Origin of the sequence: Caloramator proteoclasticus DSM 10124 (genome assembly GCF_900129265.1) — a bacterium.
In the GTDB taxonomy this organism is placed as follows: Bacteria; Bacillota; Clostridia; order Clostridiales; family Caloramatoraceae; genus Thermobrachium; species Thermobrachium proteoclasticum.
Genome location: NZ_FQVG01000001.1, coordinates 41,319 through 55,344 on the forward strand (window position 1 = coordinate 41,319; position 14,026 = coordinate 55,344).

The window sequence follows — 14,026 nt, forward strand, 5'->3', positions numbered from 1 at the left end:
AATATTCATAAAAAAAGCTAAGGGGTGATGTTATGAGAAAGCACGTTGGAATTGCTGGGGTTTCTTATTATATTCCAGATAAATTTATGACAGCAAAAGAGGTAAGCGAGGCAACGGGAGGAGTTTGGACAGAGGAGGCTGTTATAGAAAAACTTGGATTTTATAAAAAGCCAATACCAGGAGAAGATGATGGAACACAGGAGATGGGGGTTAAGGCAGCACTAAATTGCCTAAAGGAATACAATATAGATCCTATGGAAATAGATGTTGTAATTTGCATAGGAGAAGAGTGGAAGGAATATCCATTAACTACATCCGCAATATACATACAAGAGAAGATAGGTGCAAAAAGGGCCTATGGTTTTGACCTGCAACAAAGATGCTGTACCTGCATTACTGCAATGAAGGTTGCAAAGGATATGATGATGAGCGATGATTCAATAAATACAGTTTTAATTGTAGGTGGATATAGAAACGGCGACTTTATCGATTATAAAAATAATAGGGTTAGTTTTATGTATAACTTAGGTGCAGGTGGTGGTGCATTAATTCTTAAAAAGAATTTAGGTAAAAATGAGCTTTTAGAGTCTGCAATAATTAGCGATGGCTCCTTTGCAAGAGATGTTGGTGTAAGATACGGTGGTACTGTAAATCCAATTAACAGAGAGAATGTGGATTATGCGTATAAGTCCCTTGATGTATTTGATGTAGAGGGAATGAAGCAGAGGTTAAATGAAAAATCAACACCAAACTTCCTAAAGGTTATAAGGGATTCGCTAAAAAAGAGTGGATATTCACAGGAGGATATAGGTTATCTTGCAATACTTCATTTTAAATATTCTGCACATAAGTATATTTTAAATGAGCTGGGACTCGATGAATCAAAATCAGTTTATCTATGTGATTATGGTCATATAGGACAGATAGACCAGATTTTATCCTTAAAGCTTGGTTTAGAGCAGGGAAAGGTTAAGGATGGAGATATTGTTGTTATGGTTGGTGCAGGCATAGGATATGCTTGGGCAGCAAATACAATCAAATGGGGAAAAATTGAAGATTAAGGAGGCAGGATTTTTATGAACTTTAGAGAAGAATATAATAGAAAGCTAAAAAGCCTTGATGAAATTTTGCATTTAGTTAAATCCGACTATGAAGTTTGTGTAGCACTTGCGGGTGCAGAACCTATGGACTTTTTAGGAAGACTTCACGAGATAAAGGATGAGGTTCAAAATGTATCGGTATTAACTTGTCTTAATATGGCTAACTACAAATTTACAAGTGAACCTGATATGGAGGGGCATTTTATAAATAACACTTGGTTCTATAGTCCGCTTACAAGAAAGGCACATCAAAATAGAACAGCAAGCTTTTTACCAAACCACCTACATCTTGCAGCAAGACAAAGATTAGGATATAGAAGGCCTAATATATTTGTTGGAACGGCAACACCAATGGATAAGCACGGCTATTTTAGCCTATCTCTTTCTGTAACCTATGAGAGGGAATATATTGAGGCGGCAGATATAGTGATACTTGAGGTAAATGAAAATTATCCAAGGACCTATGGTGATACCTTTGTTCATATAAGTGAGGTAGACTACATTTATGAAAGCAATAGAAAACCTCCAGAACTTACAATCGTTGAACCAAATGAAAAGGATATGATTATTGGAAACTATATAGCAGAGCTTATTGAAGATGGTTCGACTATACAGCTTGGTATTGGTGGAATTCCTAACGCTGTATCAAAGGCTCTTATAAATAAAAAGGATTTAGGTGTTCATACAGAGATGTTTACAGATGGAATGGTGGATCTATATAATGCAGGAGTTATAACAAATAAAAAGAAGACACTTCATAGGGATAAATTTATAGCAACCTTTGCACTTGGAACTAAAAAGCTATATGATTTTATAGACGAAAATCCAGCAGTTGAATTTAAAAGAGGATGCTATACCAATGATCCATATGTTATAGGTCAAAACTATAAGATGGTTTCTATAAATACATCCCTTCAGGTTGACTTAACTGGACAGTGCTGTTCAGAGGCAATAGGACACCTTCAATACAGTGGAACAGGTGGACAATCAGATACTGCAATAGGAGCACAAAACAGTGTAGGTGGAAAGTCTATAATTGCACTTTATTCAACTGCAAAGAATGATACAATATCTACAATTGTTCCAATGCTCTCACAGGGAGCAGCAGTTTCACTTTCAAGAAATGATGTGGATTATGTTGTAACTGAGTATGGAGTTGCACCGCTTAAGGGAAGAACAATAAGAGAGAGGGTAAGAAATTTAATTAGTATTGTACATCCAAACTTTAGAGAACAATTAAAGAAGGATGCAGAAAAATATATGATTTGGTAGGAGGGGGATTATGGGAAAGGTAGAATTAAAAAAGGTAGAGCTTAAAAATGGAGAGGTAATTGGCTATCGTGAAGGGGGAGAAGGAAAAACAATTCTTCTTGTACACGGCAATATGGTTTCCTCAAGGCACTGGGGAGAACTGTTAGAGAGACTTGCAGACGAATACCACGTTGTTGCAGTAGATTTAAGAGGTGCAGGTGAATCAAGCTACAATAGACCAATTGAAACATTCAAAGACTTTGCAGAGGATATTAAGCTTCTATGTGATGAACTGAATTTAAGGGATTTTCTACTAATAGGATGGTCTATGGGTGGAGGAATCTCCCAAAGATTTGCAGCAGACTATCAAGGTTATGCCAATAGTCTAATACTTTATGAATCAATTCCTTGTTCAGGGTATTCATATCACAAAAAGGGACCAAATGGCGAATTTTTACCTGAATGTTATCAAAATAAAGAAGAACTATTGCAGGATAGAATACAATTAAAACCTATGATAGATGCACTTGAAAATAACAATAGAGCCTTTATTAAGTATCTTTGGGATCAACTTGTTTTTAATGTTGTAAAGCCAAGTGATGAAGAGTATGAAAAGCTTTTAGATGACATATTTATGACAAGAAATCTAAGGGATGCAGCTTGGGCAGCCCACAGCTTCAACATCTCCCATATGTACAATGGTGTAACACAGGGGAGTGGAGAGGTCGATAATATAACTATACCTGTTAGAATCTTTGCTGGAGATAGGGATTTGATTGTTCCTTCAAACTTAGCATACTTTACTGCAAAGGAAATTGGTGATAATGCAGAGGTTGTAATTTTAAATGGCTGTGGCCATACTCCACATTATGATAATATAGAGCTTGTATTACAAAAGATAAAGGAATTTTATAGATAAGTAATTTAAGGTGCCAAATACTTACCATAGTTTCCCCTTATACTGTTTTGGCACCTTTTTTCTTTAAGTGTATAAATATGATAAGGTGTCTAAAATATATACATTTTTTAAAAAAGATAGCCGCTTAAAGTACATTATTTAAAGACTATTTTATGGCATATAATTTGCTTTTACTTTTTAAAAGGCAGCTGACCCTATGGCAGTTGACCTTATATAAAAAAAAGGGGGGATTTTAAAATTTTTTAAAAGCTATCTTTAAATTTTAAATAAGTGGGGAGGTTTGGTTATGAATAAGAAGGATTTAACTGTATTAGTTATTTTGATTTCAGCAGTATTAATGTTAATAGCTCAATTTACTAAAAATAATATGTTGTTTGCACTTTCTTTTCCTTTTGTATGTATAGCTTGGATGTGGCTTGGTGCGATGAAGAAGGATGGCGTTAGAGGTAGGGCGAAGGTTTCACTTATTTCAATACTTATAATATGGTTAATTGCCTTTTCTTCTATGGTTTCAATGAATAGTACTGAAGTGACTGGATATTTCTTAGGCCTTCCAAAGGCAACAGCTATAATGGTATATGGTGTATGGGTTGCATCATTTTTAGTTGTAACTTTAGTTTATGCATTAAGGTTTGATAAGGATTACATAACAAATGAAGATATTAAGGAATTTAATCAAAGAACAGGTGCTAATATAAACATAGAAGTGACTGAAAACAAACAGGGCAAATTGAATATGTAATGGGGGGATAAAAATGTCAGCCATTAGAGTTGTTATGGTTATTTATATGTTGGTGGTTTTGGCAATAGGTTATTATGCGATGAAGCAGACAAAAAGCTCATCAGACTTTTTTATAGCAGGTAAAAAACTTGGACTTATAGCTCTTGCAATGGCATCCTTCTCAGCTGCGATTTCAGGATGGGTTTTTGTAGGAGGACCAGGACTTTACTTTAGCATTGGACAAGGTTCTCTTTGGATGACTTTCCCAACAGCTATATCCTTTGCAATGGCCTGGATAATACTTGGTAAGAGAATGAGATTACTAACAGAAGTAAACGACTGTATGACTACACCAGATGCAGTATATGCACGTTATAAATCAAAGTGGGTTAGCGGTATTGCAGCAGTTGCAATATTAGTTGGACTTGTTCTATATCTTGCAAATCAAATAACAGCCTTTGCATTTATTTTATCTCCTATATTTAAAATAAATTTCCAATGGGCTATATTAGTTGGGATGGGAATAGTACTTATATATTCTGTTGCAGGAGGAATGCTTGCAGGTGTTTATACAGACGTTTTTCAAGGAACCTGTATGATTATAGCTTCAATAATAATATTTACATTATGTTTAGTTACAGGTAGTGGAACACAAAATATGGCAGCTAATATTGTTGATGCCCTATCAAAGGATGCGGTAGGTGCAAAATTTGTGAATCCTTGGGGTATAATGCCTGCAATAACAACAATGAGCTGGTTCTTCTGCCTATCCATAGGTATAGTAGGACAACCCCACATAGTTCATAAATTCTATATGGTTAAAGATGTTAGAAAGATGAGATGGGGAGTTGTTCTTGCAGCAATAGGTGGAATGCTTGCAGGACTATTATGGTTTGGTGTTGGTTTAACAGTAAAATATTTATCAGTAACAGGAAAGCTACCAAAAGAGGCAGTAGAACTATTAAAGAAATCAACCGACAACACAATAGTTGTATTCTTAAACTACTATACTCCAAAGGTAATAGCAGGAGTTGTATATGCAGGTATAGCATCAGCAATAATGTCAACAGCAGACTCCTTTATAAATATAGCTGCAGCAAGTGCAGTAAGGGACTTACCCTTTGCCTTTAACAAGAAGCTAACTTCAAAACAAGAACTTTTTATGGGAAGAATAGTGGTTGTTGTTATAGCTGTAATTACAGTTGTACTTGCGTTAACACTTGGACCTAAGGGAATTGCTCTTCTTGGTGCATTTGGTTGGGGTACCTTTGCAGCAGCATTAGCACCAGCTATTGGTATTGGATTTAACTGGTCAAGAGGAACAAAACAGGCAGCCTTTGCGTCAATAGTAGTAGGACTTGTTTGCAATGTAGGTCTTGAAATAGCAAAGGTTTTAGGAGCAGGGTTCTATAAAACATATATTGCACCAAAGGGAATATACAATGGTACATTATCCCTATGTCTATCTATAATTGTATATATTCTTGTTTCATATATGACTAAAGAAGAAAAACTTGATAGAAAGGTTGAGGCAGTATTAGAGGCATAGGAAAAGGGGCTAATTAGCCCCTCAGATTGTTGACAAACCTGTTCGTTAGCTAAATTATGAAAAAAGCCCCAAGAAAGGATTTCAAAACGGCATATTTCATAAGCTATAGCAATTCTTGATTTTCGACTTTGAAAAAGTCCGTAATTCGGCACAGGACGTGCCGAGCCGAGCGGCCATCAGGACGATGGCATCGCGAGGGTAGGACTTTTTCAAACAAAGAAAATCTTAGAATTGCTTGGCGAAATGAACGAATGCCTAAGAAATCCTTCTTGGGGCTAATCGTTATATAAATCTTTAAACAGTATAAGGGGCTAATTGGCCCCTTTATTCATACACACAACTTGATTCTGCATAAGCCTTAGATGAAGGTTTAGAACAATTTTTTCTCTCATCTTATAAAAGCAATCTTGTCCCTTTATATTTTCAACAGGTACCACATCCTCACGGCACATAAGTTCATTTATCTTATACCTTACTATTTCGCATATTATATTTTGATTAAAGTATCCCTTATCTTCGCATACAAAGTGATATTCAAGGGGGATAAACTTTTGTTCCTTATTTGCCTTTATCTCAGGTGGATTTATATAGCTTATTTCAGTTGTACACTCAAAGGGAACAAGATAGGTTAAATATCTAATATTTCCGCTTGTGCCCTTTGAACTTTGGCAGCGGGCAGAGGCGTATTCTAATACTTTTTTTATGACACCACGTATAAATACCTTTTTAGTTCCAGGTATTAATTTACATTCCTTTAGCTGAAGTGTCTTTTTAGATGCTTTTATACAAACAACAGGTTCGCAAAACCTTACTGAGTTTTCAAGTTGAAGGCATATTTTAAATTGGCTTATTACAACGGGTACATTTATATAACTAACATTACTACAGCAGGGTTCTTCAGGTTCATTTTTGCATTCAGGTATATTTTTTGAGCTTATAAGTATAGGATCACATTCCCCCTCTTGACCTCCTCTTGAAGTCTCATCAACCTCTGTATTTTCATTATCCTCTAATATATCCACAGTTAAGTTTGGTTCTTCTTTAATATTTAACTCTTCACTTCTTTTAGATTTACTACTCATTTGACCACCCTAAATTAAACTTCATTTTATATTATGAAGTAGCTAAAAGGATGGTTACTATTTATTTTTGATGATGTATAATTATTATAGTAATTTTTGGAGGGGATTATATGAAGATAAAATCAGTATGTCCAAGGGATTGTTATGGAGGTTGTTCTTTAATTTTAGAGATTACAGATGGAAGAATTACAAAAGTTGAGGGAGATAAAGAAAACAGGGCAACAGAAGGAATAATATGTAGAAAAGGAATTGAATATATAAGTAGAAATTATGGCAAAAACAGATTAAAGAAGGCATTAAAAAGAGTTGGAGAAAAGGGAAAGGGAGAGTTTAAAGAAATTGATATAGAGGAAGCTTTAAATGAAGTTGCAAAACGTATAAAGGAAGTACAAGAAAAGGAGCCTTTATCCTTTTTATTTTACAAGGGAGCAGGGGAGATAGGAACAGCCTCAAAGGTATACAATAATTTTATAAATCAGTTAAATGGGTATACATATGTTTATGGAGACCTATGTTCTGCTGCGGGGCTTGAGGCAGTTAAGGCTACATATGGAAGTGTTGAGCACAATGCTCCTTGGGATTTAGAAAATGCAAATCTTATTGTTATTTGGGGTAAAAATCCTGCTAACACTAATATTCAGGAATTAATTCATATAAAAAGGGCAAGGGAAAAGGGTGCAAAGGTTGTTTTAATTGATATAAGAAAAAGTGAAACAGCAAAATACGCAGATTTAGTTATAAACCCTGAGGTTGGTACAGATTTAGTTCTTGCAATGGCAATACACAATTATTTAATAGAAAATAAAAAGTATGATGTGGATTTTGTTGAAAACTTTACATATGGATTTGATGAATTTAAGGCCGAGGCTAAAAGATATACTTTAGATTATGCAGAGAGAATAACAAAGGTTTCAAAGGAAGATATAGTTTATATAGCTGATATGATGGCGAGCATTAAACCATTTACATTGATTTGTGGCTTTGGAATACAAAGACAAGCACAAGGTGGGCAAACTGTAAGGGCAATTTCCCTTTTACCTGCACTACTTGGAAGTGTAGGAGTAGTTGGTGGTGGTTTTAGATATTCAAATCATACAAGGCCAAGGCTAAATATACCAAAGATGTTAAAACCAATTAAAAATATAAGAGGAATAAATGTAGTAAATATGGGACAAGAAATAAAAGAAAAAGGAATAAAGTGTATGCTAATTCAAGCTGCAAATCCAGTAGTGTCAAATCCAAATTCAAGGGCTCTAAGGGAGGCACTTAAGGAACTTGATTTCTTAGTTTGTATTGATACAGTAGTATCGGAGACGGCAAAGTATGCAGATATAATACTTCCTGCAGCTTCTACCTTTGAATACTATGATGTTTTAAGATCCTATTGGCATCCATATGTTATGCTCCACGAAAAGGTTATAGAACCGCTTGGAGATTCTATGCACGAGAGCAGGATATATAGAGAACTTGCAAAGAGGATGGAACTTAATGAAGAAAAAATACCAGAAAATAATTTAGAATTTATTGAGTCAGTTTTAAAATATTCAAAAATTAATGCTACTATTGAGGATTTGAGAAAAGGGCCATACTTAACTGATGATTATAGTGAAGTAGTTTATAGGGATAGGATATTTAAAACACCATCCGGCAAGATAGAATTCAAATCTATATTACTTGAGGAACAAGGTTTTGATGGTGTGCCAAAATATAAGGAGAACAATTTAAATAATGGTTTTAAGCTCATTTCTATTCATAATAGAGATGTAATAAACTCACAGTATTTAAATATACCTTCAATACAAGATAAATTATATAATCCATATGCATATATAAACATTGATGATGCTAAGGAGATTAATATAGAAGATGGAGAAAAAATAAGAGTATTTAATGATAATGGAAGTGTAGAGCTAAATGCTAAACTTACATATGATATAAGAAGGGGACACGTTATTGTACCCTTTGGACAGGATATAGATTTAAACTCATTAATTAAGGGGAAGAATACCGACATAGGACTTTGTACAGTTTTTCATAACATAGAAGTTAATATTGAAAAAGCAAAATAGGGGGATGAAATTATGTCAGAAATATTTGTGGAGGTTACTCGCGGACCTTTGGTGGAATGTGTTCATAGGGGTGATGCGGTGGTTGTAGATAAGACTGGAAAGGTTTTAGCATATTCTGGAGATGCCTATAAACTTACCTATATTCGTTCTGCTGCAAAGCCAATACAGACAATGAATGTAATATTATCTGGTGCTGCAGATAGGTTTAATTTTAATGATAAAGAAATAGCAATAATGTGTGCGTCCCACTATGGTGAAGAATTTCATATTAATACATTGAATGAAATGCTAAAAAAGATAAACATTAAAAAAGAGGCTCTTTTATGTGGGGAAACCTATTCAATAAATCAAGCATATAGACACAAACAGCTAAAGGAAAATCATAGTATAACGACTCTAAACTCAGACTGTTCAGGTAAACATATAGGAGTTGTTGCAACCTGCCTTCATAAGGGATATGGACTTATAGATTACAACACAAAGGAACATCCTGTCCAGAAGGATACATTAGAGGTTGTTGCAAAGGTGTGTGATATTAATAAAGATAAGATTATAATAGGTGTTGATGGATGTAGTGTTCCTGTATTTGGTATGCCAATCTATAATATGGCATTAGGTTATGCAAGAATGGTTACAGGGTATGGATTAAATGAAGAATATAAAGCTGCAGCAGAGAGGGTATATAATTCTATGGTAGCCCATCCTGAAATGGTAGCAGGAACTAATGGTTTTTGTACAGAGTTAATTAAGGCAGCGGGTGGAAAACTAATTGGAAAGCTTGGGGCAGAGGCTGTGTACTGCATTGGTATTAAGGATTTAGGAATAGGAATAGCAGTTAAAATAGAGGACGGAAACTATAGAGCCCTTTATCCTGCGGTAATGAAGATATTGGAGGATTTAAAGATACTAAATTATAATGAAATAAATAGGCTCTTAAACTTCAAAAACCCTCCAAATCTAAATAATAAGGGGGTTAAGGTAGGAGAGCTTAGGGCGGTTGTTGAGATGAAAAAGATATGATAATATGTTAAAAAAAAATATTTTATAAGTAAAAGAGTTCCATTAACAAATATTTGATAGTGGAACTCTTTTACTTATAATTAAGCTTATAGTTTTTATAAAATGAGATAACTCAAAATTTAATTATTAGTAGTTCTGTGGATAATGTGCTTAATGGAGGAGACTGTTTACTACTAAAGAGTTCTTTATGGAATTACTAACTATAATATTATTTGCATTTCCTATATTTCCTCTAAATCCCGCTACAAATTAGATACATTTTAGTTTATTATTATAGTAAATAAGTCCTAATAGTATATTAAAATTTATCTAAGCACATATCAATAAAATAACATAAATTTAATAACATCTCATAATTGCTTTTTCTTTGTACATATAAATTCCTCATAGTCTACATACAATTAAACTCTTTTTAATTAGCATCCAATAAATTATAAAAAACCACATTATTTTGATTATCAAAATAATGGTGATATATAGGTACTTTTGGAGGTGTCACTATGTTTAATATTACACCTATTTTAGGTTTTAAATTTATTTATGGAAATTTTAAGGATATTATAGATTATTTATTTACATTAGATAAGATTTGCCTATATTCTGCAAATGGAGAGATTCTAAACAATATTATATTTAATAATCTACCTTTAGTGGAGAAGTATTATTTAATACCTGATGGAATTAGTGCTGTATATTTTGCCAAAAAAATTAATGGAGTAGAAGTAAATAAGATTGCAGGAATAGAGGTTATGCAATATATAGTAAACAATAAAGGAGATAGGCCTATATATTTATTTGGGGCAAAACAAGAAGTAAATAATAGATTAACTGAAAAGTTAAAAAGACAGGGTGTTAATGTAGTAGGAAATAAATGTGGATTTGGTTATGATGAGGGAAAAGTAATAGAGGAAATAAACAACAGCGGAGCAGAGATATTGTTTGTAGCATTGGGTTCACCTTTGCAGGAAGAATTTATATATAGAGCCTTTAACAAATTAAATGTAAGATTAATTGTTCCTGTTGGTGGTGCCTTTGATGTTCTTTCAGGTTATAAAAGGAGGGCACCTAAAGTCTTCATAAGATTAAAATTGGAGTGGTTTTGGAGAGCATTAAATGAGCCAAAAAGGTTTAAAAAGATATTTTCGATTTTATTATTTAATTTTTATATTTTGGAGTTAAGTTTAAAACTTAAACAGCTTAATTTAAATTATGCTACACAGGAGGAGGAGATGTAGTTGCAATTTGTATTTATGTCAATATTTTTTTTACTACAGATTTATTATTTAGGATTTATTTATTATTATAGTTTAATATCCTTGTGGGGATTTAGGCTAAATAAAAGAAAGGATTTTAAACCTATAAAATCCTTTGCATTAGTTGTGGCAGCACATAATGAGAGTTCAGTTGTAGGAAGTATAGTGGACAATTTAAAAAAGCTTAATTATCCAAGGGAATTATATGACATATATGTAATAGCTGATAATTGTACAGACAATACAGCAAGCATAGCAAGACAAGCAGAGGCAATTGTCTATGAGAGATTTAATGATGAGCTGAGGGGTAAAGGATATGCACTTAAGGAATTTTTTGAGGAGTATTTATTTAATTTAAAGAAGAAATATGATGCAATATGTATATTTGATGCAGATAATCTTGTTTCAAAGAAATTTTTGCTAAAAATGAACAATAGATTATTAGAGGGGAATAAAGTAATACAAGGTTATTTAGATACAAAAAATCCAGATGATTCCTGGATTACAGTATCAAGTGCATTAGCTTACTGGATAACAAGTAGAGCTTTCCAGCTTGCAAGGGAGAATTTGGGATTATGTGCAGCATTAGGTGGTACAGGCTTCTGTGTAGACTACAATACATTAAAGGAATTAGGATGGAATGCATTAAGCTTGACAGAAGATTTGGAGTTTTCTATGAAATGTGTGTTAAAGGGGATAACTGTGCATTGGGAACACGAAGCCAAAATCTATGATGAAAAACCTTTAACGTTAAAGGCATCCATAAGACAAAGAATTAGATGGATGCAAGGACACTGGGATTGTGCATACAGATATACAACAGCCCTATTTAGAAAGGCTATTAAGGATAGAGATATAGTTGCGTTAGATGCTGCATTTTACCTATTACAGCCATCAAAGGTAATAGCCAATTTATTTGTTTTGGTAATGTTATTTCTAAAGATTTTATTTCCAGAGATATGGTTCAGTAAAATAATATTACCTCTTTGGTTATTAGGAATAAGTTTAGGGATTAATTATATAATTCCAATACTAATATTAATAAAAGAAGGAGTAGCATTAAAATATATTTTAGGTTTAATTCCTTGTTATTTTTATGGTTTAACTTGGTTCCCGGTTACAGTTATGGGATGGATAAAGAGAAAAGAGAAACAATGGGTTCATACGATTCATACAAGAAGTCTAACAATAGAAGAAATACAAAATAGAGAAGGAAGGGATGGAGGTGTAGATATTGAACAAAGTTATCAGAGTATTTAGTTTATATCTAACATTTGTCATTGTTTTAATATTTAAGATATTAGTATTTAATAATATTGTGAATATAAATAACAACTTAATTAATTTTATCTCATTATTGGGAGTAGCTTTTATTTTATTATTTATATTGAGTTTATTTGGAACACAAAATTTTATTAAATATAGTATAGTATTTAATCTATTAATATCATTTATATTGATAGTAAATATACTGAATTATACCTATTTTAAAGACTTAGTATCAATATTTAATTTAAGAAGTATAAAATATATAGATGATGTATCAGAATCAATAAATAGAAATTTTTCTATTAATTTTATGTTAGTTTTTGTAGTGGATATATTATATGTAATTATTATAAGATTTGTGTTTAATAAGATAAAAAAGGATATATTAAATTTAAAATATATGGATATATTAACGAAATTATCAGTTTTAGCGTTAGCTGGAGTTATATCAGTAACTTCCACAGTTGCATATGCTAAAATGAAAAATAGTACAGTGTTTAATCAATTTTATAATAAGCATATGATAGCCTCATCAACTAATATTTTAATGTATCATTATTTAGACTTAAAGAGATATATAAAAAATATATCCTCCATATATAGTACAAACGAGATAAAGGAAGCAAATGACTCTTTGAAATATTATAACGAAAAAGATTGGCTATATGGTAAATATTATGGTAAAAATTTATTGTTATTACAATTAGAGTCCTTTCAAGGTTTTGTAATAGGGAAAAAGATAAATGGTATAGAGATAACACCAAATTTAAATAAATTAGCAAAAGAATATTATGAAGTTCCTAACTTGTATATTCAGACATCTATTGGTGGTACATCAGATGCTGAGTTTGTTGTAAATAACGGTTTATTATCCATACCGGATATACCTGTATATTATACAAATAATAAATTTAATAATTCTCTACCCAGATTATTTAAAGATTTAGGATATAAAACCTTTGTTATGCATCCCAATGATGAGTCATTTTGGAATAGAGGTATTGTTTATAGAAATATTGGAATAGATAGATTTTATAACAAAAATGATTATAAAATAGACGAAAAAATCTTATTAGGTTTATCAGATGAAAGTTTTTTAAAGCAAAGCATAGAGTATATTAAGTTAATGCCAAAACCCTTTTATAATATGGTTATAACAATGTCTACCCATTATCCATTTAGAGATAAAAAGTTTGAAAATGAATTAAATGTTGGAGAATTAGAAGGTACATTGATGGGAGATTATTTAAAGTCAATTCATTATTTGGATAGGCAAATAGGAATGTTCATTGATAGTTTAGAAAAAGAAGGTATATTAAAAGACACAGTTATAATAATATATGGAGATCACCACGGAATACCATATAATTTTAGGGATGAGCTGTCAAAGTTTTTAAATATTAAAATTGAGGATGACTATGATTGGTATAATCAATTCAAGGTTTGGGGATTTGTAATGTTGCCAGATAAAGCTGTTACAGGTAAGACAGAAGGCATATATGGACAGGCAGACATATATGCAACAGTTCTACATCTTTTTGGAATAAACAAACCAACTACAGAAATTAGTAAATCTGTATTTAGGAAAAAGGATTATGTATATCTACCACAGGGAATATTTAAAGAAAAAAATAGGGTATATTTAATGTTTACTAATAAGTATAAAGATTATGATTTAAATGAGTTAAGGAGAATTGATAAAAGAATTGAAGATAAAATAAATAAAATACTAAAGAATAACAATATAATTGTTAAATATATCAATAGATAGAATATGTATTGTATAAAGTTTT

The 14,026-nt window shown here is 32.2% G+C and carries 11 protein-coding genes; 10 read left to right on the forward strand and 1 reads right to left on the reverse strand.

Features of this window, described 5'->3' with window-relative positions:
• The first annotated feature begins 32 nt into the window (after window positions 1-32).
• The 5 genes from BUB63_RS00185 to BUB63_RS00205 all read left to right on the forward strand — a co-directional run bounded on the left by BUB63_RS00185 (window position 33) and on the right by BUB63_RS00205 (window position 5,540).
• Window positions 33-1,061 (forward strand): 3-oxoacyl-ACP synthase, encoded by a 1,029-nt coding sequence (locus BUB63_RS00185; RefSeq protein ID WP_073247561.1) that lies wholly within the window; start codon window positions 33-35, stop codon window positions 1,059-1,061.
• Window positions 1,062-1,076: 15 nt separating this feature from the next.
• A complete protein-coding gene (locus BUB63_RS00190) occupies window positions 1,077-2,372 on the forward strand; it encodes an acetyl-CoA hydrolase/transferase family protein (protein ID WP_073247562.1) in 1,296 nt (431 codons plus the stop codon).
• Between the two features lie 10 nt (window positions 2,373-2,382).
• On the forward strand, window positions 2,383-3,270 hold the full coding sequence (phaZ, locus tag BUB63_RS00195; protein ID WP_027307951.1) for an intracellular short-chain-length polyhydroxyalkanoate depolymerase: 888 nt from the start codon (window positions 2,383-2,385) through the stop codon (window positions 3,268-3,270).
• A 286-nt stretch (window positions 3,271-3,556) separates the two neighbouring features.
• Window positions 3,557-4,012: a hypothetical protein gene (locus tag BUB63_RS00200; protein ID WP_073247563.1), complete on the forward strand. Its 456-nt coding sequence runs from the start codon at window positions 3,557-3,559 to the stop codon at window positions 4,010-4,012.
• Between the two features lie 13 nt (window positions 4,013-4,025).
• Window positions 4,026-5,540 (forward strand): sodium:solute symporter family transporter, encoded by a 1,515-nt coding sequence (locus tag BUB63_RS00205; protein ID WP_073247564.1) that lies wholly within the window; start codon window positions 4,026-4,028, stop codon window positions 5,538-5,540.
• 311 nt (window positions 5,541-5,851) lie between these two features.
• Here BUB63_RS00205 and BUB63_RS00210 read toward each other — a convergent pair whose 3' ends face one another.
• Complete coding sequence (locus tag BUB63_RS00210; RefSeq protein ID WP_073247565.1) at window positions 5,852-6,622, reverse strand: DUF7852 domain-containing protein; 771 nt, start codon at window positions 6,620-6,622, stop codon at window positions 5,852-5,854.
• 110 nt (window positions 6,623-6,732) lie between these two features.
• On the opposite strand from BUB63_RS00210, the gene BUB63_RS00215 reads away from it, so the two are divergent.
• The 5 genes from BUB63_RS00215 to BUB63_RS00235 all read left to right on the forward strand — a co-directional run bounded on the left by BUB63_RS00215 (window position 6,733) and on the right by BUB63_RS00235 (window position 14,004).
• Window positions 6,733-8,691: a molybdopterin-containing oxidoreductase family protein gene (locus tag BUB63_RS00215; RefSeq protein WP_073247566.1), complete on the forward strand. Its 1,959-nt coding sequence runs from the start codon at window positions 6,733-6,735 to the stop codon at window positions 8,689-8,691.
• Between the two features lie 12 nt (window positions 8,692-8,703).
• The gene (locus tag BUB63_RS00220; protein WP_073247567.1) at window positions 8,704-9,711 is read left to right on the forward strand and encodes an asparaginase; all 1,008 of its coding nucleotides are present in this window, start codon (window positions 8,704-8,706) and stop codon (window positions 9,709-9,711) included.
• Between the two features lie 500 nt (window positions 9,712-10,211).
• Entirely contained in the window at window positions 10,212-10,946 is a 735-nt protein-coding gene (locus BUB63_RS00225; protein WP_051350574.1) for a WecB/TagA/CpsF family glycosyltransferase, read from the forward strand.
• Complete coding sequence (locus tag BUB63_RS00230; protein WP_143290218.1) at window positions 10,947-12,224, forward strand: glycosyltransferase family 2 protein; 1,278 nt, start codon at window positions 10,947-10,949, stop codon at window positions 12,222-12,224.
• Complete coding sequence (locus BUB63_RS00235; protein WP_073247568.1) at window positions 12,199-14,004, forward strand: LTA synthase family protein; 1,806 nt, start codon at window positions 12,199-12,201, stop codon at window positions 14,002-14,004. The genes BUB63_RS00230 and BUB63_RS00235 overlap by 26 nt, the downstream gene beginning before the upstream one ends.
• Window positions 14,005-14,026: the final 22 nt, after the last annotated feature.